The organism is Kitasatospora sp. NBC_00315 (assembly GCF_041435095.1).
Taxonomy (GTDB): domain Bacteria; phylum Actinomycetota; class Actinomycetes; order Streptomycetales; family Streptomycetaceae; genus Kitasatospora.
In genome coordinates this window covers 7,206,924-7,226,580 of record NZ_CP108025.1, presented here as the reverse complement: position 1 = coordinate 7,226,580, position 19,657 = coordinate 7,206,924, and the positions used below count along the sequence as shown (strand labels likewise).

Here is a 19,657-nt window from a genome sequence, read left to right as displayed (position 1 = left end):
TCGGCCGGGGCCCGCTCCGCACACGCCCGAACCCCGCCGGCCCGTTCGACACGCGCCCGTTCCGCAGAGGGATCGTCCGGTACGAGAGGAGTCCGCAGCTCGTGGACGTCGTCATCCTGATCAGCCGGGGCTGCCTGTCCCTGGTGTTCGCCCTGTCCGTACAGGGGAAAGCACGCGACCGGCGCGACTTCGCGGAGTTCACCGCGTCCGTGGGCGCCCTGGTACCGGCCGTCGCCGACCGGGCCCGCCAGGTCGCCGCGCTGGTGGTGGCCGCCGAGGCCGCCACCGTCGTGGCCCTCGCGGTACCGGGCACGGTCCTCCCCGGCCTGGCCCTCGCCGCCGCGCTGCTCGGCGCCTTCACCCTGCTCGCCGTCGCCGCGTCACGCTCCCCCACCGGCACGCCGTGCCGCTGCTTCGGGAGATCGTCGGTGCCGTTCGGCGCCGTCCACGCCGTACGCAACGCCGGACTCCTTGCCGTGGCGGCTGCGGGCATCGCGGCCACCGCCCTGGCGGAGCCGGGATCCATCACCCCCGTGGCGGCCGTCTCGGCGTGGCTGGCGGGCGGCGTCCTCGGCCTGCTCGCCACCACGCTCGACGACCTCGTCGGACTCTTCCGGCCGCTGCCCCGAAAGGACCAATCACCGTGACGCTCCTCGCTCTCGGCCTCGCCGGAGTCGGCGTGCTGTCCCTGCTCAACCTCCTTTTCGCCGTCGGGATCGTCAGGCGGCTGCGCGAGCACACGGAGCGGCTCGCGCACGTCGGCGGCCATCCTGCCGGGGCGCCCGACGGTGCCGTCGCGCCGGTCGGCGCAGCGGTCGGCGCCTTCGAGGCGCAGACGTCCGACGGCCCGATCACCGATGAGGACCTGGCCGACGGGACTCTGGTCGCGTTCTTCTCGCCCACCTGCCGGCCCTGCCGGCAGAAGCTCCCCGGGTTCGTCGAGCGCGCGGCGGAGCGCCCGGCCGGGGACCGCCGCCTCCTCGCCGTGGTGGTGGGGGACGCCGATGAGGCCGAGCCGATGATCGCGGCGCTGGCTCCCGTCGTGCGCACCGTGCAGGAGGACCATGAGGGGCCTCTGACCAGTGCGTTCGCCGTCCGCGCCTTCCCCGTGAGCGCGCGCGTGGGGCGAGCACCGGACGGGCGCCTCGTGGTCACCGGGACCGACGTCTGGCCGGACGCGGCCACCCCTGCCACCGCCGCCTCTGCCCTGTCCACCTCCTCTGCCCCCTCTGCCCCCTCTGCCCTGTCCACCGCACTGTGAGCGCGCCGAGCCCGGACGGCGAGCAGGACGCCACCAGCGGCGCCCCGCGCGTCCTGGCCGCCGCGATCCGCCTGGTGCACCTGGCCTCGCCCGTCGGCCTGGCCGCCTGGCTGCTGCTCATGCTCGCCGCTTCGGTGGTGCCGGTGGCCGGGGCCTGGATCCTGCGGACCGTGCTCGACCGCCTCATCGCCGGGACCGACAGCGGAGCCGGGGCCGGGGCCGGTGGTGGAGGTGGAGGTGGAGGTGGGGTCGGGGGCGTCACCGTCGCGGGCGCGGGCGGTCTCGCCGTCCCCGCCCTGCTGCTGGTCGGCTGCGGCGTCGCCGTCGCCGTCGTCCCGCACCTGCTCCAGTACCTGCAAGCGCGACTGCGGCGGGCCGTGGGACTACGCGCCCAGCTCGAACTGCACACCGCCGTCGACCGGTTCGTGGGCCTGCGCCGCTTCGAGGATCCCCGCTTCCTGGACCGGCTGCGGCTGGCCCAGCAGTTCGGCTGCTCCGCCCCGATGGACGCGGCCGGCAGCGGGATCGGACTGCTCGGTGCCCTGGTGACCCTCATTGGGTTCCTCGGGACGCTGGCCCTGCTCGGACCCTGGACGGCCGCGGCCGTCCTGGTCTCCGGAGTGCCCGTCCTGTGCGCGGAGATCGCCCTCAGTCGGCGCCGGGCGGCCATGCACCGGACGGTCGGCCCGGCGGAACGCAGGGAGCTCTTCTACAGCGCCCTCCTGACGAACCTGCAGGCCGCGAAGGAGATCAGGCTCTTCGGCGTCGGCCGCTTCCTGCGCGAGCGGATGTTCACGGAACGCCGCACCTCCGACACGGCAAGGGAGCGGGTCGACCGACAGGAACTCGGCGTACAGGCCGGGCTCGCCCTGCTCTCCGCCGTGGTGGCCGGCTTCGGTCTGCTGTGGGCGGTGGCGGCGGCCCGTTCCGGAGCCGTCACCGTCGGGGACGTCACGATCCTGGTCGCCGCCCTGCCCGCCGTGCAGGCCGCGCTCGCGAGCCTCGCGCTCGAACTGGCCCGCGGCCACCAGGCCATGCTGATGTTCCGTCACTTCCTCGCCGTCACCGGTGCGCCGACCGACCTGCCCGTCCCCCCAAGGCCCGGAGCCGTGCCGCCGCTGCGCCACGCGGTGGAGCTGCGGGACGTGTGGTTCCGCTACGGCGACCACGCGCCCTGGGTGCTCCGGGGCGTCGACCTCGTCATCCCCGCCGGGCAGGCCGTCGGCCTCGTCGGCCTCAACGGAGCCGGCAAGTCCACGCTGGTGAAGCTGCTGTGCCGGTTCTACGACCCGACCAGGGGGCAGATCCTCTGGGACGGCGTCGACCTGCGCGAACTCTGCCCGCGTGAGCTGCGCCGACGGATCGGGGCGACCTTCCAGGACTTCATGGAGTACGACCTCACGGCACGCGAGAACATCGCCCTCGGCGACCTCACGGCGCTCGCGGACGCCCCCCGCGTCGAGCACGCGGCCACCCTGGCCGGCGTCCACGACCGGCTCTCGCGGCTCCCGAACGGCTACGACACGCTGCTCAGCCGGATCTTCTTCAGCGAGCAGGACAAGAAGGACGCCGGCACCGGTCTGGTGCTCTCCGGCGGCCAGTGGCAACGGCTGGCCCTGGCCCGCTCGCTGGTTCGCGGCGACGCGGACCTGCTCATCCTGGACGAACCCAGCTCCGGCATGGATCCGGAGGCCGAACACACCGTCCACCACCGCCTGCGCGGGCACCGCGCGGGCCGAGCCGGGCTCCTCATCTCGCACCGCCTCAGCGCCCTGCGGGACGCGGACACCATCGCCGTCCTGGCGGACGGCCGCATCACCGAGACCGGCCCGCACCGGGAACTCGTCCGCCGTGACGGCGCCTACGCACGGCTCTTCCACCTGCAGGCCGACGGATACGCGGCCGCCGAGGACGCTCCGGCGGCCGGTCCGCTCCCACCGGGTCCGCCAGGGGCGGCCGGGACGACGGCGGCGCGCGCCTCGGACGCACCGACGGCGCCGCCACGAGCCTCGGACGCACCGACGGCGCCGCGCCCACCGCGAGCGTCCTCGGCCATCAGCGGCCGGGAGAGCGTGTCGTGACCGCACGGCTCATCCGACGCCTCCTGGGCGCGCGCCTCCTCGCCGTCACCGTGACCGGTCCCAGCATGGAGCCGGCCCTGCGCGACGGCGACCGCGTGCTCGTCATCCGTCGGCGCCCGCACCGCCTGACCAGGGGGCACATCGTCGTGCTCGGACCGCGGCCGGGCCCGTCGCCCGTGCCACCGGTCCGTCCGGACGGCGGCACTCGGGTCCTGCGGGCGGGGGCGCCGCACACCGGCGGGCTGCTCATCAAGCGGATCGCGGCCGTCCCGGGTGACGTCGTCCCCGAGGCGCTGGCCGGCGCCCTCGGCTGCCCGCCGGGGTCGATCGTGCCGCCCGGGAGGTTCCTGGTCCTGGGCGACAACCCGACGGTCAGCCTCGACTCGCGCCACTTCGGCTACGTGGCCCGGGAGCGGTTGCTGGGGGTGGCGGTGCGGCCGCTGCGCCCGCTGCCGGCGGGCCCGGGGTGCCCGCGCGATCCCGGACGACCGGAGCGCGCCCACCCGGAGGACTCGGACCCGATCGGCGACCGGTCACCCTCCGGGACGCGGGCCGCCGTGTCCGGCGGGCCGGGGACGGGATCGTAACGGTGACCGGGACCGGGCCCGGGACCGGGACCGGGACCGGGACCGGGACGGCCGACGGGCCCGGCAGGTGAGGTACCGCTCACCCCGCCCGCCGCGCTGGAATCGGAGCTCCCCCGACGCGGGCGCGCCACCTCGGCGGGCCGCCCCGGCGATCAGCCTCGCAGGGCCGCGTCCAGCCGGTGGTAGAGCGTGTCCAGCCGACTACGACCGGGGCTGCGGGCCGGCATCCGCCGCACGAGCTCCCGAACCGCCGGCGGGGCGTGCTCGATCGCCCAGCGGAGCTCCTCGTCACCGACCACGGTATCCTCGCCCGAGGCGAGTTCACGAGCACGCGCCTGGTACACGGCGGGCCCGAGGACGTGCTTCGACTGGTGCGCGGTCGCCAGTGGGTGGATGTACGGGGTGGCCGCCGCGTAGCACGCGGCGCGGGCCGCGGCGGTGGCGGCCGGATCGTCGACGTCGCGTGCGGCCGCGTGGGCCGCCCAGGCCAGCGATCGCAGGCGCCCGGTCCGGGTCCCCTCGCGCACGTACGCCCGGATGCCCTCGACCGCCTCGCGAGGGCGGGTGTCGCCGGGAGCCTTCGCCTCGAAGAGCGGGAGCACCCGCTCGACGCACTCGGCGGCCCAGAGTCCGAGAAGCCGTCGGTCCTCGTCGCTGATCGTCACCGTGTCCACCCGCCCATCATGCCGGTCCGCCCGCTCCCCGGCGCCGGCGCCATCGGCCGCCGAGGAGAGTGGGCCGGGCGCCCGCGCCTGACGGCGACCGACCGGGACGGGCTGGTCGTCCACTTCGCCGCCGGTGGTCGGCCTCGCACGGCTCCGGACACGGCTCCGAGTCGCGAACGGCGACCGCGAGGCGGGCCGGACCGTCGTCGCCCCGGGCGAGGGCGCCCACTACAGTTAGCTTAGGCATACCTTAATGAAAGAGGCCTGCGTGCTCGCGCCGTCGGTGGTCGTCCGGTCCGGACGGCCACCGACGGCGCGAGTGGCGGGCCCAGCCGGAACGGAGCGACCCAGATGTCGGACGGGAGCGACCCCAGGCGGCCGCACGGCGAACTCGTGGCCGACGTGCTCGCCGTACTCTGGGCGGCGACCGGGCCGCTCACGGCCGGTCAGGTCCGGGAGGCTCTCGGCCGCCGCCAGGCCAGGACCACGGTGACGACGATCCTCACCCGCCTGTACGAGAAGGGGACGCTGAGGCGCGAACGCGACGGCCGCGGATTCGTGTACTCCCCCGTGCACGACGCGCCCGGCCTGACCGCCAGTCGGATGCACCGGGAGCTCCACCGCGACCCGCACCGGGATCTGGTCCTGGAGCGCTTCGTCTCCGCCCTCTCCCCGGACGACGAGGTCGTCCTGCGCCGCCTGCTGCGTACGGCCGGGGAGGGTGGCGAGTGAGCGTCCTCGTGGCCGCCCTGGTGCTCCTGGCCCTCCTCTGGCCCTGGGCGGCGGTCCCCGCGGCGCGGCGGCTGGCCGGCCTCCTCCCGCCGAGGGCCGCCGCCCTCACCCTCGTGGGGTCGGCCGTGGCGCTGGCCGCCGGCACGGTGTGGGCGTGGGGCGGCCTGGTCGCCGGCGGACTGCTCCAGCTCCGACTGCGCGCGTCCACCGGAGGCCCGTCGCGCCCGTCGCTCGACCCGGCCGCACCAGCCGTGCCGGCCGCCGTCGCCGGCGCGGTCGCCCTGGTCGTCGTGGCCGGCCTGACGGCGCGGCTGTGGCGCCGGCAGCGGCGCCTGCTGGACCGGACCTGGCGGACCGTGGAGGCGCATCCGGACAGCGGCGAACTCGTGGTGATCCCCGGGGAGTCGGCGGACGCCTTCGCGCTGCCCGGCCACGGCGGCCGCTCGGGCCGGATCGTGGTGACCTCGGCGATGCTGCGCTCCCTCGACATCGACGGGCGCGACGTACTGCTCGCCCACGAGCGGGCCCATCTCGCCGGGCGCCACCACCTGCTCGCGCGACTGGTGCAGCTGGCCTCGGCCGCACACCCGGCCGTTCGCGGCCTCGCGTCCGCGACGTCGTTCCAGCTGGAGCGGTGGGCGGACGAGGCCGCGGCCACCGCGGTGGGGAGTCGACGGCTGGCCGCCGCCGCGGTCGCCCGCGCGGCCCTGGCGTCCGGCAGCCCCGACCGGCGCCCCGGTCTGCTGCCGGCCATCGACACCGGCCCGGTCCCCCGGCGGGTCAGCGCCCTGCTCGACCCCCCGCCGGCGCCCCCGCACGGCCGGCTCCTGCGGACGACGGCGCTCGCCCTGCTCGCCGTCGTCGCCCTCTCGCTCACCCTGAGCATCGGCTCCGCCTACGGTCTGCACGAGTACGTCGAACAGGTCCAGACGATCGTTCAGCCGTAGCCGCCGCTCGCTCCGGGGCGCCCGGAACGGCGTCCGGGCAGTGCCCGGCACCGCCCCATTCGTCTACACTCGGGTAGACCAATGGGGCGGTGCCGCTCTCCTGCGTGCGCCCACCGCGATCGGTGCGTGCACGGCGCACCCCGGTCACGGCGGCGGTCCGGCCCGCACAGCGGACCGGCCACACACCCTGGCGAGGCCGATCTCAAGGCAGCCCACGGTGCGGAGGGAGCGCAGATGTACGACGGCCGCAAGGGCTCATCGAGCCCACTCCAGCAGGCCATCCACCTGTTGCCGCTGGCCGGCCGGGCCGCCGAACTGCGGCTGACGGAGCGGCTCGCGGAGCGGGGCATGAGCCGGCCGCACCTGGCGGTGCTCGCGGCGCTCGCCGAACACGGGCCGCACGCGAAGCCCGATCTGGCCGCCCGGATAGGGCTGACCCTCACCGACGCGTTGCCGATCGTGCAGACCCTCCTGGCCGCCCGGCTCGTCGAGGCCTTCCCCGTCCACATCGACCGCCGCCACGAGGTGGTGATGGTGAACGCCGCCGGACGCGGAACACTCGACCTGCTGCACGCCGATGCCGCGGCCGCCCAGGACGACCTCCTGCGCTCGCTCACCAGAGGCGAACGGGCGCAGTTGAACGCCCTTCTGCGCCGGGTGTGCGCCACGGCGGAGCGGCCCGAACGGTCCGAACGGTCCGGGCCCGGCTCCCCGGCCGGCCCCGCGTCGGGCGGCTGACCGGCCGGGGAGCCGGGCCCGCCTGCGGCGGGCCGGTTCGGGGGTGCGTCAGGAGGTGACGGAGACCTGGTCCACCGTCCAGAACGCGCTGTTGGTGCCGGTGTAGCGGAACTGGAGCTGGGCGGTGGTGGCCCCGGCCGGGACGGTGACCGCGATCTTCTCGAAGCTGTTGAGGTCACTGCGGTAGGACTTCACCAGCTGCGGGGCGCCGGAGCCGAAGACGATGTACAGGTCGCCGGTCTGCGGGCCGTCCACCTTGTAGTCGTTCGCGAAGGAGACGGTGGCCCGGGTGCCGCTGACCGGGAACGCGGGGCTGATCAGGGTGGAGTCGAACTGCCCGGCGCCGTGGGACTTGTCGTCCCACTCGTCGGAGTCCGCGACCGCGAAGACGTTGCGCGCGCGGACGTTGGTCTCCCGGGACTGCCCGAGCTGGGAGGCGGTCCAGAACTCGTCGGTGGCGAAGGCCCAGCCGCGCCACTCGGTGACGCCGCCGGTGGGCATCCGGGAGTTGTCGATGCTCCAGCCGGACGGCGGGGTGTGGGTCCAGCCCTTGGTGGCGGCGGGGATGCCGGTCTCGTCCACCCGGGTCTGGAGAGCGGGGCGCAGCGCGTCGAAGGCGTCCGGGACGATCTCGTCGATGGGCTTGCCGTCGAGCTGCCAGGCCGGGTCGATGGCGACACCCTCGTGCTTCAGCACGGTGGGGGCGACGTCCACCGGCTTGACGTCGAAGCGGGTGGACCCGGCGGCGTAGCCGGCCCCGTCGACCACCTGGAACGTCTGGCGCTCCACGGCGCTGTTCCCGCCGTGGCCGCCGGCGTCGGTGTGGCCGTGGTCGGTGGTGACGATGATCAGCCAGTCCTCGGCCGCGTAGGTCGGACGGCTGCGCACCGCCTGGACCACCTGCCCGACCAGCGCGTCGGCCGAGTGGATGGCGGCGGCGTACTGGGTGCTGGTGCCGCCGTAGCTGTGCCCGGCCTCGTCGACCTGGTCGAAGTGCAGGAAGGTCGTGTCGGGGTTGCCGTTGGCGAGGTAGTCGGCGGCGTCCGAGGCGGTCTTGGCGTCGTTCTCGCTCTCGTCGATCCGCAGGTCGGCCTTGCCGTTGAAGACGTTGTCCGCGATCGGGTTCCAGGACGCGGCGACCAGGGTGGAGGCGCTGGGCGCGGCCGTCTCCAGCCGGGTGGCGAGGTCCGGGTAGAGATCGAAGTGCGAGCCGGCGAAGGTGTTGTCCTTCACGCCGTGCTTGTCGGGCCACACGCCGGTGGCGATGGTCGACCAGCCCGGGCCGGAGAGCGTGGGGGCCAGCGGGTTCGCGTAGAGGTTGCTGGTGGCGGTCAGGCCCCCGGCCATCAGCGCCTTGATGTTCGGCGCGTCGGCGGTCAGCAGCTTGTCGTACCGAGTGCCGTCGACACCGATCACCAGCGTCTTGGCCGTCTTGGTGCCGCTGGGCAGGCCCTTGTACGGACCGGTGGCGGCCGAGGCCTGGACGCCGGTGAGCGGCAGCAGGGCCGCGGTGAGCGTGGCGGTGGCGAGGGCGGCCCGGACGGGACGGGACATGCGCACAGGAACTCCCGGGGGAGGCGGAGGGACGTGCAGGACGAGCGGGCCCGGGGTGGAGCTGGTCCCGGTGACCGCCGCTGACGAGCTTGGAGCCGCCCGGCGATCCCCCGGCCTCGCTCAAGGCACGGCTGTATGAACAACTCCCGAACTTAGGTCCAGACCCGTTACCTTCTCGTGATCATCGACGGCCCGTCACCGCACGTCCCGACGGTCCGTCAGCAGTCCTTCCCCGGTGGCGAGGTGCGCCCTGGCGCGAAGCGGCACCGCACCGGCCCGGCGCCCGCCGTGGCCGTCGGACCAGCAGCCGAGAACGGACCGGCGAACGGGGCGACGGGGCGCAGCGCAGCGACGCAGCGACGGGGGCGCAGGCGGGGGCACAGCGGCGGAGCGAGGGCAGAAGGCCGCCGCCCCGGAGCCCCCGGCTCGACCGGGCACATCCGGCGCCGCCGCGTGCCCCCATCACGGGCCGGGCTCAGCCGAACACCTTGGCCAGCACCAGGCTCGCCGCGCCCAGCACCACCGCCTGCGCGCCGGCCTCGGCGACCTCCACCGACACCCGCTGCCACTGCGGATCCGGCAGTCGCCGCGCCAGTTCCGCCCGCACGGCCCCGACGTACCGGTCGGGATCCGCCAGGACCGCCCGCCCGGCCAGAATCACCTGGTCCAGGTCCAGCAGCCGCACCAGGTTGACCACCCCGACCCCGAGCAGCCGCGCCGCCTCCTGCGGGTCTCCGGCGGCCAGCGCCGCCGCGCAGAGCGCCTCCAGGCAACCCCGGCTGCCGCAGGCGCACCGCGGACCGGCGGGGTCGACGCACTGGTGGCCGAACTCGCCGGCGTTCGTACGCGCCCCGCGCTGGACCCGGCCGCCCAGGACCAGGCCGGCCCCCAGCCCCGGGTCCAGCCCGTCCCCCAGGGAGATGAAGGCCCGCTCCGGTGACCCGAGGCCGCTCAGCACGCCGGCGGTGGTGTCCTTCTCGATGACCACGTCCAGGCCGAGGCGCAGCGCGGCCCGGTCACGCAGCGGCAGGTCGCTCCAGGCGGGGTTGCCGGTCACCCGGTGGAGCACCCCGGCGCGCTGGTCCAGCGGACCGGGACAGGCGAGACCGATGCCGAGCACCCGATCCCGGGGAAGGTCCGCGAGCACCAGCGCGACCTCGGCCGCCAGCTGGTCGAGCACCTCGCCGGGCGGGCGCCGCATGTCGGTGGCGACGGTGCGCACCGTCACCGGCCGACCGGTGAGATCGGCGAGCAGCACCGTGAGGGCGTCCCGCCCCAGCTGTGCGCCGACCGCCCAGCGGGCGTCCGGGACCAGCCGGAGCAGCGTTCGCGGCTTGCCGCCGGTGGAGGGCCCGCGTCCGGCGTCGGTGATCAGCCCGGACTCGGTCAGCCGCATGACGATCTTACTGACGGCCTGCGCGGACAGGCCGGTGGCCGCCGCGAGTTCGACCCTGCTGCTGCCCCCGTCCGCGCGGATCCGGCTGAGTACGGCGGTGGCGTTGTGATCCCGCAGCGCCATCAGGTTGGCACCGTCGGGGCCCGCCGTGCGAACCGTCCCGGGGGTGGCTTCAGGTGTCGACATCCTCCGATTATGCCGAACCTTGCACTTTGTCCACAGTGTTGTTTAACTGGAGCGCATGGTGAACAACAATCCTCTGCGCGTCGGCCTGATCGGCTACGGGATCGCCGGCTCGGTGTTCCACGCGCCCCTGATCACGACCACCCCCGGCCTCGACCTGGCGGCCGTGGTCACCTCGAATCCCGAGCGCCGGACACAGGTCCACCGCGAACACCCGGGCGCCGAGGTGGTCGCGACGGCCGAGGACCTGTGGCCGCTCGGCCTGGATCTGGTGGTGGTGGCCTCCCCCAACCGGAGCCACGTCCCCCTCGCCACGGCCGCGCTGCAGGCCGGCCTGCCGGTCGTGGTGGACAAGCCGCTGGCGCCGGGCACGGCCGAGGCCCGACAGCTGATCGCGCTGGCCGAGGAACGCGGACTGCCGCTGAGCGTCTTTCAGAACCGGCGCTGGGACGGCGACTTCCTCACGGTCGCCGAGCTCGTTCGATCCGGTCGCCTGGGCCGGGTGCACCGCTTCGAGTCGCGCTTCGAGCGCTGGCGCCCGGAGCTCAAGGGCGGCTGGCGCGAGCTCGGCGACCCGGCCGAGGCGGGCGGGCTCCTCTACGACCTGGGCAGTCATCTGGTGGACCAGGCGCTCACGCTCTTCGGCCCGGTCGCCCGCGTCCACGCCGAGACCGACGCGCGCCGCTCCGGCGCGCAGACGGACGACGACACCTTCGTCGCCCTGACCCATGCCGACGGCACCCGCTCCCATCTCTGGATGAGCGCGACGGCCGCCGACCTCGGTCCGCGCTTCCGGGTGCTGGGCAGCGAGGGCGCCTACGTCACCTTCGGTCTGGACGGCCAGGAGGACGCCCTGCGCTCAGGACGGACGCCGAAGGAGGCCGACTGGGGCGTCACCCCCGCGGGCCACCACGGCCGACTGGGAGCCGGCGACGACGCCGCCGAGTTCCCGACCCTTCCCGGCCGGTACCAGGCGTACTACGCCGGCATGGTCGAGGCGCTGCACGGCCGCGCGCCGGTGCCGGTCGACCCGCGCGACGCCGTGGCGGCGCTCACCGTGCTGGAGGCCGCGCGCCGCTCGGCCGTCGAGGGCCGGACGGTGGAGCTGTGACCGCCCAGGACACGCCGCGACCCGCGACGCCCACCACCGCGACGCCCCCGACCGCGCCGTCGCAGCCCGCGCCGGTGCAGCCCGCCCCGTCGCAGCCCGCGCCGACCATGGCCGACCTGCTCGACCAGGAGCGGCGCCTGCTGTTCGCGCGCTTCGACAACGACGACGCCTGGCGGCTCGGCTCCCTCCTGGTGGAGCTGGCCAGGGAGCGCGACCTACCGGTCACGGTGGACGTCCGGCGCGGCGAGCAGCAGCTGTTCCACTACGCGCTGCCCGGCACCAGCGCCGACAACGACGCCTGGATCGAGCGCAAGATCCGCGTCGTACGGCGCTACGGCCACGCCTCCTACCTGGTCGGCCAGCAGTTCCGGGACCAGGGCACCAGCTTCGAGGCCGCATCCCGGCTCGACCCCGACCGCTACGCCGCGCACGGCGGGGCGTTCCCGGTCCTGGTACGCGGAGTCGGCCCGGTCGGCACCGTGACGGTGTCCGGTCTGCCGCAGTTGGAGGACCACCGGCTGGTGGTCCTGGCCGTCGAACGGTTCCTCGCCGAAGTCGCCTGACCGGACGGATGAGAGAGGCCGGAGAGGCCGGAGAGACCGCAGGGGCAGGACGCGCTCACAGCCGGGCGTCCTGCCCCTGCGGCCTGTCCGGCTCCCTCCGGGGGACTGCGCCTCGCCAGGAGCCGGGCCGGTCAGCCCCACCAGGTCTCGGCCTGCTGCGGAGCGGGCCCGGGGCCTTCGTCCTGGCCGCCCCCGCCCTGGTCGAGGTCACTCGGGCCCGGACCACCCCGGTCGAGGTAGCCGCGGTCGCCGTCGCGCTGGTCGACCGTGCGCCGGTCGTCGCCCTCCACCGCGCGCAGGTCTTCCAGCTCGGAGCGGACCACCTCGGTCAACCAGTCGGCGACCTCCGCCGTCAGCTGCACCGTACGCCGCTCCGCCGCGTGCGGTGCGCCGATGCTCACCCACACCCCGCCGCCCTGGCCCGGCGTACCGGCCCGATCTCCGAACTCCTCCAGGACGTCCGCGAGGTCCACTGCCGCACCCGCACTGTCGCTGCTCACCGGGCCAGGGTAGGCACGGGCCGCCCTCCGGGGCGGGGACCCTCGCCGACGACGGGCCGCGGAGCACGGACGCGCCACCCGTCCGGCGGTGGCCCGTGGCCGCCGGCCACGGGCCGCCGGAACAGCGCGCCCCGGCGACAGGGCCGGTGGGCCGGCCGCCGACGGGCGGACGGGCGGACGGACGGACGGACGGATCCGGTCACGGCCGACGCGACCGCGGTGTGTTCATCCGCGCAGCCCGGGTAGACGGGGGCTCGGGCCGCCGCCGGTCCGAGCCCGTACCGCCGATCCCTCCGACGCCCGACCCGGACCCGGCAGCGCCGGGCAGCCCGGCACCGCACCCGGTTCGATGAACTCCGTGGACGCAAGACCCAACGACGGGAGCTTTCCATGTTCGTACTCGGACTGTTGCTGCTCGGTGCGACCGGCGCGTTCGCCGGCCTGCTGATCGCCGAGAACCTGAACGGTGGCCCCGACTACACGGTCACCCTGTTCGGCAACGACCTCACCACGGTGAACGGTCTGACGATCTTCATATCCGGCATCGCGCTGGCTCTGATCTTCTGCCTCGGTACGGTGCTCGCGACCGGCGGCGGGATCCTCCGGCGCCGCCGGTCGAAGGAGCTGCGCGCCTACCGCGCGGAGCGCACGCGGTCCGCGAAGGCCGGAGCCCCGGCTCACGACTCCGGTCCGGCGGCGGACACCCGCACGAGCGCAGCGCCCTCCACCGGGGACACGGCGGCCGCGCGGCGACGGGCGGGCCGGCCCGCCCGACAGCGTCGGCTGCACTTCGGACGCTGACCCGGGCGGACCCGCCGACTGTGACGGACAGGCCCCGCCCCGGCGTCGCATGACGTCGGAGCGGGGCCTGTCACAGCTCGCCCCGGGGGCCGGCCCGACCGGGGACCGCTCCGGGTGCTCAGGCGACCTCCGCGGCCGGCCCCGCCGTCAACGGGGCGTGGCGATCGATGGGGAACACCTGGTCGACGCCGGTCATCGCCAGCATCCTCGCCACCACCGTGCCCGGTGAGGCCAGCCGGAGCTGGGTGCCGGCGTGCCGGGCCCGCCGCTGGGCGAGGAGTATGGCGTTGAGGCCACTGGAGTCGCAGAAGGTCACACCGGACAGGTCCAGAACGGCCACCCTCGGCGCGGGGAGGCGGGAGAGGACCTTGTGGAGGGCGGTGCGCAGCAGCGGGGCGCTGTCGAAGTCGATCGCCCCGACCGGTTCGACGACAGGGCCCGCCGAGCTCTCGCGGGCGGTGATGGCGAGGGGAGCGGCCTGGTCCGCGGGAGTGGTCATGAGCGCACCTTCCTGCCTGCCGAACGGGTGACACGACAGCCGAACGGGTGACAGGACCAGCGTAGGGTGCACCGGCGCCTCGCACACCCCCGACGAGTGGCGCCGCAACCGGGCGCGCCCGCACACCGCGCCCCGGGGCCGCGCGCGTAGGTCACCGGCAGGCGGCGCCCGGTACGGGGTTAAGGACCGGTGAGCCGGGCATGCGTCCGGTGTCGGTTGGGGAGGACGTCGTGCGACGGAGGTGGCGGCGATGATGTCGGCGCAGGAGCGGCAGGTACTGGCGGAGATCGAGTGCGAACTGGGCCGCGACCGGCGCCTCGTGCGCCGACTCGCCCGGGGCAGGACGCCCTGGTGGTGGCGCGCGCGGGCCGCGGCCGTCGCGGCGGCCGTCCTCGGCTCGGTCGGCGTGGCAGCGGCGGCGGCGGACGTCACCGCGCGGCAGCCGGTCCTGTGGTGGGTCTGCGCGGCCGCGTGCGTCGGAGCCGTCGCCTGCGCGGGGGCCGCCGCGCACTGGAACACGCCCGCCGGGTACGACCCCGGTTACCAGGACGGGCTCACCGTCCACGGCGACGACGCGCCGGGTACGGACCACCCGACCCCGACCCCGGCCCCGGCGCCGATCCGCGTCAGGGGCGGCGGCTCCTGGCCGAGGTGGCGGCGCAACCGGTAGCGCCGGAGCGGCGGGGCCGCTGGGAGTGGTGCGGGGCCGGTAGGAGTGGTGGGCCCCCCGGGGAGCCCCGTGGGGCCGGTGATGCCCGAGGCGAGAGCGGCCGTTCCCCCGCCGGTCGGCCGCCGCTGACCTGCGGCCGGCCTCATGGGCTCGCCTCGCCCGAACGGCGGGCGAAGCGGGTGTGACGCGGCTTACAGGCATCAGGCCGCCATTTCGGGTTACCGCTCAGTAGGTGGAGATCTCCGGAGTTGAGCTGGCGGCGCACGGCATGAGCGTGCGCGGACCGCGAGGAGCGGTGTTCGAGAACCTGGACCTGCGGGTGGGGGCGGGCGGCCTACTGGTGGTGCACGGGCCGGGCGGGTCGGGGCGTACCTCCCTGCTGCTCGCGCTGGCCGCCAGGATGCGGTTGAGCGGGGGCACGGTGCGGGTCGGCGGGCACGTCCTGCCCCGAGCCGCCCGCCGGGTGCGCGACCTGGTCGCGGTCGCCCGCGCCGAACCCGCGGTCGGGCTGGACGGCAACCTGCGTGTGAGCGAGCTGGTGGCCGAACGCCGTTGGCTGGACCGGCGCCTGACATCCCGGCGGGTCGCCGAGGCGTTCGCGGTCCTCGGCGTTCGGCCGCGTCATTCTGATCTCGTCCGGGACCTGTCCCGCGCGGACGAGCTGCTGCTGGCGACCGCCCTGGCTCTGGCCGGGCATCCGGCGGCGATCGTGGTGGACGACGTCGGCCTCGGCTGCGGGGCGGACGACCGCGCGCACCTCTGGCAGGCGCTGAGCCGGGTGTGCGCCACCGGGTGCACCGTGCTGGCCGCCGCCGCCGACGCCCCCGGCGCCCTCGATCCGGAGCCCGTCCTGGTGGCGCTTCCCCGGCTGAGCCGCGACCGTCTTCGCCCCACCCCGGCGACCCACCCGGCGACCCACCCGGCGGCCCACCCCGCGCAGCACGGGGCTTCCCCGGAGGACTCGCACCCGCCGCAGCAGCAGGCCGCCCCGGAGCACGAGGAGAGCGCATGAGCGCGATCAGGCTGGCGTTGCTGGAACTTCGGAGCTTCCGGGGGCCGCTGCGCCGGTGGATACCACTGCTGCTCTGCCTGATCCCGCTGCTCTACGGCGCGATGTACCTGTGGGCGAACTGGGATCCCTACGGCAGGACGAACCGCATTCCCGTCGCCGTGGTGGACGAGGACCGGCCCGCCGACACCGCGCAGGGCCAACGGGTCGACGCCGGGGCCCAACTGGTCGAACAGCTCAAAGCCTCCCGGGACTTCGACTGGAGGTTCGTGGACGGGGCCGAGGCGCGGAGCGGTCTGGAGAGCGGCCGCTACTACTTCACCGTGCACATCCCGGCCGACTTCAGCGGCCGGCTCGCCACCGGCCCGAACACCCGGCCGCAGCAGGCCGCGATCCACATCGAGCTCAACGACGCGAACAACTACATCGCCGGAATCATGACCGAAGTGGTCCAGTCGAAGCTCCAGGACCAGGTCAACTCCGCCGCGCACGAGGCGTACGTGCGCGGCGTGTACGGCCGGCTGGCGGACGTCCGCAGCACGCTGGGCACGGCGGCGGACGGCGCGCAGGCCCTGGTGGAGGCGACCGCCGTGGCCCAGCAGGGGACGTCGGCCGCGGCCGAGGCCACCGTCACCCTTCACACCGGCGCGGCCCAGCTGGCGGACGGGGCGCGGCAGATCAGCCAGGCCACCACGGAGGTCGACCGGGCCACCGCCGCACTCGACACGGCTGCCGCCCAGCAACTCCCCACCGCCGCCGACGCCCTGGTGAACGCCGCGGGTCTCGCCGCACAGGGCCTCGACGCCGTTCGCCAGGCCACCGGCCAGGCCGAGCAGGGCACCGCGGCGGCGGTGAAGGACCTGTCCCAACTGGCCGACGCCCACCCCGAGCTGACCGACGACCCGGTCTTCCAGCGCGCTGTACGGGACGCCGCCGCCGACACCGCGGCCGGAGGGATCGACAGCCGCGCCGCCACCGCGGCCGCCGATGCTCACAAGGCCCTTCAGCAGGCCACCGACCTTCGGCGCTCCGCCGCGGCCCTTCAGGAGCAGATCCGCACCGCGCGGACCCCGATGGCGCTGATCGACTCCGGCGCCCGGAGCGTGGCCGCGGGCGCCGACACCGTGACCGGCGGCCTGGACACCCTGCGGCAGGGATCGGGCGCCCTCAAGACCGCGGCCGACCAGGCCCACGCCGGCGCGACCAAGCTCTCGGATCTCGTCAACGGCGACCGGGAGCGGGTTCCCGCGCTCAGCGACGACCAACTCGCCGAAGCGTCCCGGGTGCTGGGCACACCCGTCCGGATCGACCGTTCGAATCTGCACCCCGCCGGGGTGTACGGACGCGGTCTCGCCCCCTTCTTCTTCGGCATCGCCCTGTGGGTGTTCGGGCTCTTCGCCTACCTCCTGCTGCGGCCGGTCAACCTGCGGGCCCTGGCCGGACGCACCCGCAGCGCCACGATCGCCCTCGCGGGCTGGCTCCCCGGCGCGGCCCTCGGCGGCATCGGCGCCCTCGTCCTCTACGGCGTCGTCGACCTGACCCTCGGGCTCCACCCGGTGCGGCCGTTGGAGACGCTCGCCCTGCTGCTGCTCGGCGCCGCCGCCTTCGTCGCGATCGACCACTGCCTGCGGACCGCCTTCGGCACCGTGGGAGACGTGCTCTCCCTGGTGCTGCTCATCCTGCAACTCACCGCGTCCGGCGGCCTCTACCCGATGCAGACCACTCCGGCGTTCTTCCAGGCCCTCCATCCACTCCTGCCGATGACCTACCTGGTGGACGGCCTGCGCGTGACGATCTCCGGCGGGCTCACCTCCCACCTGCTGCGGGACGTCGTCGTCCTGGCGGGGTTCGGGCTCGCCGTCCTGACGCTCACGTCCCTGACCGTCCGGCGGCAGCGCGCCTGGACCGTGGCCCGACTGCACCCCGATGTCGAGCTGTGACGCCCGATCCTGCCCCGCTCGCCCGTGGACCTGCTCCCCGGCAGCGGGCCCGGCGCTCCCCCGCCCGGCGCTCCCGCACGCTCTGCTCCCCCGCCGTGGCACCGTCCCGCGGTCGCTCAGCCGGGTGACGGCGGCAGGGTGACGGTGAACGCGGCGCCGCCTCGCGGACCGGCACCGACCTGCTCGGCAGTCCGCTCCGACGCTCGCCGCGATGATGGGCCCGGGCGTCGGCATCGACTACGCGCTCCTCCTGGCCAAACCCGCCACCGGGCGCTGCCGCACGACGGCCACGACCCGCACGAGGCGGTCGGCTGCTGCCGCACGTCGACCCCGAAGGGCCGGCCGCCGCGGGTACCCCGGGCGGGGGCCGATGAGGTGCCGGGACGGCCGTGCGGCGACCTCGCGCGGGCGGCGCGCCACTCAGCGGTCGTCCAGACGGGGAAAGACGAACTCGTCCAGGGCGAGGCCGACGGCGACGGCGACCGGCACGGCCACGAGGGCGCCGATGATCCCCAGCAGCACCCCGCCGACCAGGACGGCGAGGACGGTGACGAAGGGGTGCACGTCGACCGCGTACTTCATGGTGCGCGGCATGATCAGGTAGTCCTCCAGCACACGGAACCCGATGTAGAAGACGACGGTGGCGACGGCGATCGGCCACGAGACGGCCAGCGCCACCAGGCTGACGACGACACCGGCGATCGTGGAGCCGACCACGGGCACCAGATCCATCAGGGCGACGAACACGCCGAGCGCGGCGGCGTACGGGACTCCGACGACCGCACACCAGACGAAGGTGGCCAGGCCGGCGATGGCCGAGGTGAACAGGTTTCCCAACATGTACCGGCCGGTCCGGGCCAGGATCTCGTCGGTGAGCTCGCGGGCCCGCGCGCGCCGGCTCCCGACGACGAACCGGTGGCAGAAGTCCTTGATCTCCGGCAGTCCGGCCATGAAGTACAGCGTCAGCGTGATCACGACGACCAGCGAGGTCACCGTGTCGAGCACGATCCGGCCGGCGCCCAGCATGCCGCCGACCAGACCACCGCCCGATCCGAAGGCCTGCTTCGCCCGGTCGACCAGATGGAAGTGGTCCTCGATCCGGCCCAGGGTGGACTGGTGGTCGTGAAGTTGCTGGAGCCAGGCCGGCACCGAGTCCGCCAGCACCGAGACCTCCCGCCCCAGCGGCGGGATGACCAGGGCGAGAAAGCCCGCCACGACCGCGAGGAACAGGCCGAGCACGGCGGCCACCGCCACGCCCCGGCGCAGCCGCCGGCCCACCAGAAGTCCGACCACCGGCTCCAGGCTGACCGCGATGAACGCCGCGAGCACCGTCAGCGTCAACACCTGCTCAAGGCGCACCAGTTGCCTGAACAGGAACCAGCCGAGCAGCGCCCCGAGGGCCATCAGCAGACCGGCCGAGAACCAGGGCACCGCCACCGCGCCGCCGCCCCCGCTCCCCCGGCCACGACCGGGCCCGCGCCCGTCCCCGGGGAGCGCCCCGCCCTCGGGCGCGGCGGTCGGTGCCATCTCGTCCGGAACCAGGAAGTAGTGCCTCACGCCGTCGGACGCCGCCGTGCCCAACGTCCTCAGCCTCCAGGGCTTCATGCCCGCCACCGCCCTTCACGCGCCCGGCCGCAGCCACTGCGGGCCGCCGGGCGTCTGCCCCGCTTCGGCCCGCGAACGCATGGCCAGCGCCACGACCCCCGCCACGACCGACAGGCGCGGACGACAGGCGCGGGGACGACAGGTGTGGCCTCCCGACTCCGGGGCAGGCGGAGCGTCGAGAACGCGCCGCACCGGGATCGACCCGGGCGGCGCCGCAACGTGGAGGAGAGACGCGATGAGCAGCAGCGAGATCTGGGACTTCCGCACCACGTCCGGCCACGTCGCCGGCACCGATCTGGTCGGCTTCCACGTGGAGGCCACCGACGGCCCCATCGGCAAGGTCGACAAGCTGTCCGAGGAGGTCGGCGCCCGGTACCTGGTCGTGGACACCGGCCCGTGGATCTTCGGCAAGCACGTCCTGCTCCCCGCCGGCACGGTGGCGCGGGTCGACCAGGACGAGAAGAAGGTCTACGTCGACCGGACCAAGGACGAGATCAAGGGCAGCCCCGAGTTCGACCGGAGCGAGCACGACTCGGACTCCGGCTACCAGGAGAAGTACGTGGGCTACTACGGCCCGTTCTACGGCGGCCCGGTCGTCTGACCCGGACGCTCGACAACCGGCCGCGGGCCGTCACCGACACCGGTGACGGCCCGCGCCGCTGCGCGGTGGGACGTACCTGGCGGCACCGGCCCCCGCGGGGGCCGCGTACGCCGCCCGCCCGGGAGGCCCGAGTGGGGAGCGGGCTCGCCGTTGGGCCGATCGAGCGGGGCGGAGAGAAGGGCGGAGCCCGCGACACGGGTGTCGGTGGTGATGC

General features: G+C 75.0%; 20 protein-coding genes. 14 read left to right on the top strand and 6 right to left on the bottom strand.

All coding sequences use genetic code 11. The features are described from left to right. Positions 1-101: 101 nt before the first annotated feature. The 4 genes from OG823_RS30425 to OG823_RS30410 are packed head-to-tail and all read left to right on the top strand — an operon-like array spanning position 102 to position 3,929. Positions 102-647: a MauE/DoxX family redox-associated membrane protein gene (locus OG823_RS30425; RefSeq protein ID WP_371483328.1), complete on the top strand. Its 546-nt coding sequence runs from the start codon at positions 102-104 to the stop codon at positions 645-647. Beyond that, the gene (locus OG823_RS30420) at positions 644-1,261 is read left to right on the top strand and encodes a hypothetical protein (protein ID WP_371483327.1); all 618 of its coding nucleotides are present in this window, start codon (positions 644-646) and stop codon (positions 1,259-1,261) included. Before OG823_RS30425 ends, OG823_RS30420 begins: the two co-directional genes overlap by 4 nt. Continuing rightward, positions 1,258-3,342 carry an ABC transporter ATP-binding protein gene (locus OG823_RS30415; RefSeq protein ID WP_371483326.1) on the top strand — a complete coding sequence of 695 codons (2,085 nt, stop codon included), beginning with the start codon at positions 1,258-1,260 and terminating at the stop codon, positions 3,340-3,342. Before OG823_RS30420 ends, OG823_RS30415 begins: the two co-directional genes overlap by 4 nt. Continuing rightward, entirely contained in the window at positions 3,339-3,929 is a 591-nt protein-coding gene (locus tag OG823_RS30410) for a S26 family signal peptidase (protein ID WP_371483325.1), read from the top strand. Before OG823_RS30415 ends, OG823_RS30410 begins: the two co-directional genes overlap by 4 nt. A gap of 152 nt (positions 3,930-4,081) precedes the next feature. Here the strand turns inward: OG823_RS30410 and OG823_RS30405 are convergent, their stop codons facing one another. Beyond that, a complete protein-coding gene (locus OG823_RS30405; protein WP_371483324.1) occupies positions 4,082-4,603 on the bottom strand; it encodes a putative immunity protein in 522 nt (173 codons plus the stop codon). Between the two features lie 342 nt (positions 4,604-4,945). On the opposite strand from OG823_RS30405, the gene OG823_RS30400 reads away from it, so the two are divergent. The 3 genes from OG823_RS30400 to OG823_RS30390 all read left to right on the top strand — a co-directional run bounded on the left by OG823_RS30400 (position 4,946) and on the right by OG823_RS30390 (position 7,011). Beyond that, entirely contained in the window at positions 4,946-5,326 is a 381-nt protein-coding gene (locus OG823_RS30400) for a BlaI/MecI/CopY family transcriptional regulator (RefSeq protein WP_371483323.1), read from the top strand. After that, positions 5,323-6,273: a M56 family metallopeptidase gene (locus tag OG823_RS30395; protein ID WP_371483322.1), complete on the top strand. Its 951-nt coding sequence runs from the start codon at positions 5,323-5,325 to the stop codon at positions 6,271-6,273. Before OG823_RS30400 ends, OG823_RS30395 begins: the two co-directional genes overlap by 4 nt. Positions 6,274-6,507: 234 nt before the next feature. Continuing rightward, the gene (locus OG823_RS30390) at positions 6,508-7,011 is read left to right on the top strand and encodes a MarR family winged helix-turn-helix transcriptional regulator (protein WP_371483321.1); all 504 of its coding nucleotides are present in this window, start codon (positions 6,508-6,510) and stop codon (positions 7,009-7,011) included. Between the two features lie 48 nt (positions 7,012-7,059). Here OG823_RS30390 and OG823_RS30385 read toward each other — a convergent pair whose 3' ends face one another. Both OG823_RS30385 and OG823_RS30380 read right to left on the bottom strand, forming a co-directional pair. Next, a complete protein-coding gene (locus OG823_RS30385; protein ID WP_371483319.1) occupies positions 7,060-8,565 on the bottom strand; it encodes an alkaline phosphatase family protein in 1,506 nt (501 codons plus the stop codon). A 475-nt stretch (positions 8,566-9,040) separates the two neighbouring features. Continuing rightward, entirely contained in the window at positions 9,041-10,147 is a 1,107-nt protein-coding gene (locus OG823_RS30380) for an ROK family transcriptional regulator (RefSeq protein ID WP_371483317.1), read from the bottom strand. A 58-nt stretch (positions 10,148-10,205) separates the two neighbouring features. Between OG823_RS30380 and OG823_RS30375 the strand changes: the two genes are divergently transcribed. Beyond that, the gene (locus OG823_RS30375; protein ID WP_371484712.1) at positions 10,206-11,255 is read left to right on the top strand and encodes a Gfo/Idh/MocA family oxidoreductase; all 1,050 of its coding nucleotides are present in this window, start codon (positions 10,206-10,208) and stop codon (positions 11,253-11,255) included. 107 nt (positions 11,256-11,362) lie between these two features. Continuing rightward, positions 11,363-11,818: a heme-degrading domain-containing protein gene (locus OG823_RS30370; RefSeq protein ID WP_371484710.1), complete on the top strand. Its 456-nt coding sequence runs from the start codon at positions 11,363-11,365 to the stop codon at positions 11,816-11,818. 131 nt (positions 11,819-11,949) lie between these two features. On the opposite strand, the gene OG823_RS30365 is transcribed toward OG823_RS30370, so the two are convergent. Next, positions 11,950-12,318: a hypothetical protein gene (locus tag OG823_RS30365; protein ID WP_371483315.1), complete on the bottom strand. Its 369-nt coding sequence runs from the start codon at positions 12,316-12,318 to the stop codon at positions 11,950-11,952. Positions 12,319-12,708: 390 nt separating this feature from the next. On the opposite strand from OG823_RS30365, the gene OG823_RS30360 reads away from it, so the two are divergent. Next, a complete protein-coding gene (locus OG823_RS30360; RefSeq protein WP_371483314.1) occupies positions 12,709-13,119 on the top strand; it encodes a hypothetical protein in 411 nt (136 codons plus the stop codon). Between the two features lie 118 nt (positions 13,120-13,237). On the opposite strand, the gene OG823_RS30355 is transcribed toward OG823_RS30360, so the two are convergent. After that, positions 13,238-13,618, bottom strand: coding sequence for an STAS domain-containing protein (locus OG823_RS30355; protein ID WP_371483312.1), 381 nt, complete (start codon positions 13,616-13,618; stop codon positions 13,238-13,240). Between the two features lie 250 nt (positions 13,619-13,868). On the opposite strand from OG823_RS30355, the gene OG823_RS30350 reads away from it, so the two are divergent. From OG823_RS30350 to OG823_RS30340, 3 genes are all read left to right on the top strand, one after another. Further along, complete coding sequence (locus tag OG823_RS30350; protein WP_371483310.1) at positions 13,869-14,288, top strand: DUF3040 domain-containing protein; 420 nt, start codon at positions 13,869-13,871, stop codon at positions 14,286-14,288. Between the two features lie 232 nt (positions 14,289-14,520). Continuing rightward, on the top strand, positions 14,521-15,300 hold the full coding sequence (locus OG823_RS30345; RefSeq protein ID WP_371483308.1) for an ATP-binding cassette domain-containing protein: 780 nt from the start codon (positions 14,521-14,523) through the stop codon (positions 15,298-15,300). Next, the gene (locus tag OG823_RS30340) at positions 15,297-17,237 is read left to right on the top strand and encodes a YhgE/Pip family protein (protein ID WP_371483306.1); all 1,941 of its coding nucleotides are present in this window, start codon (positions 15,297-15,299) and stop codon (positions 17,235-17,237) included. The genes OG823_RS30345 and OG823_RS30340 overlap by 4 nt, the downstream gene beginning before the upstream one ends. Before the next feature lie 420 nt (positions 17,238-17,657). Here OG823_RS30340 and OG823_RS30335 read toward each other — a convergent pair whose 3' ends face one another. After that, the gene (locus OG823_RS30335; protein WP_371483304.1) at positions 17,658-18,842 is read right to left on the bottom strand and encodes an AI-2E family transporter; all 1,185 of its coding nucleotides are present in this window, start codon (positions 18,840-18,842) and stop codon (positions 17,658-17,660) included. Between the two features lie 235 nt (positions 18,843-19,077). Here OG823_RS30335 and OG823_RS30330 point away from each other — a divergent pair, with 235 nt between their 5' ends. Then, complete coding sequence (locus OG823_RS30330) at positions 19,078-19,443, top strand: PRC-barrel domain-containing protein (protein WP_371483302.1); 366 nt, start codon at positions 19,078-19,080, stop codon at positions 19,441-19,443. Positions 19,444-19,657 lie beyond the last annotated feature (214 nt).

Bases quoted from the DNA above. Each gene is read 5' to 3' on its own strand.
- OG823_RS30400 (WP_371483323.1), top strand. From the start codon at position 4,946: ATGTCGGACGGGAGCGACCCCAGGCGGCCGCACGGCGAACTCGTGGCC.
- OG823_RS30390 (WP_371483321.1), top strand. From the start codon at position 6,508: ATGTACGACGGCCGCAAGGGCTCATCGAGCCCACTCCAGCAGGCCATC.
- OG823_RS30385 (WP_371483319.1), bottom strand. From the start codon at position 8,565: ATGTCCCGTCCCGTCCGGGCCGCCCTCGCCACCGCCACGCTCACCGCG.
- OG823_RS30380 (WP_371483317.1), bottom strand. From the start codon at position 10,147: ATGTCGACACCTGAAGCCACCCCCGGGACGGTTCGCACGGCGGGCCCC.
- OG823_RS30370 (WP_371484710.1), top strand. From the start codon at position 11,363: ATGGCCGACCTGCTCGACCAGGAGCGGCGCCTGCTGTTCGCGCGCTTC.
- OG823_RS30360 (WP_371483314.1), top strand. From the start codon at position 12,709: ATGTTCGTACTCGGACTGTTGCTGCTCGGTGCGACCGGCGCGTTCGCC.
- OG823_RS30355 (WP_371483312.1), bottom strand. From the start codon at position 13,618: ATGACCACTCCCGCGGACCAGGCCGCTCCCCTCGCCATCACCGCCCGC.
- OG823_RS30350 (WP_371483310.1), top strand. From the start codon at position 13,869: ATGATGTCGGCGCAGGAGCGGCAGGTACTGGCGGAGATCGAGTGCGAA.
- OG823_RS30340 (WP_371483306.1), top strand. From the start codon at position 15,297: ATGAGCGCGATCAGGCTGGCGTTGCTGGAACTTCGGAGCTTCCGGGGG.
- OG823_RS30335 (WP_371483304.1), bottom strand. From the start codon at position 18,842: ATGAAGCCCTGGAGGCTGAGGACGTTGGGCACGGCGGCGTCCGACGGC.
- OG823_RS30330 (WP_371483302.1), top strand. From the start codon at position 19,078: ATGAGCAGCAGCGAGATCTGGGACTTCCGCACCACGTCCGGCCACGTC.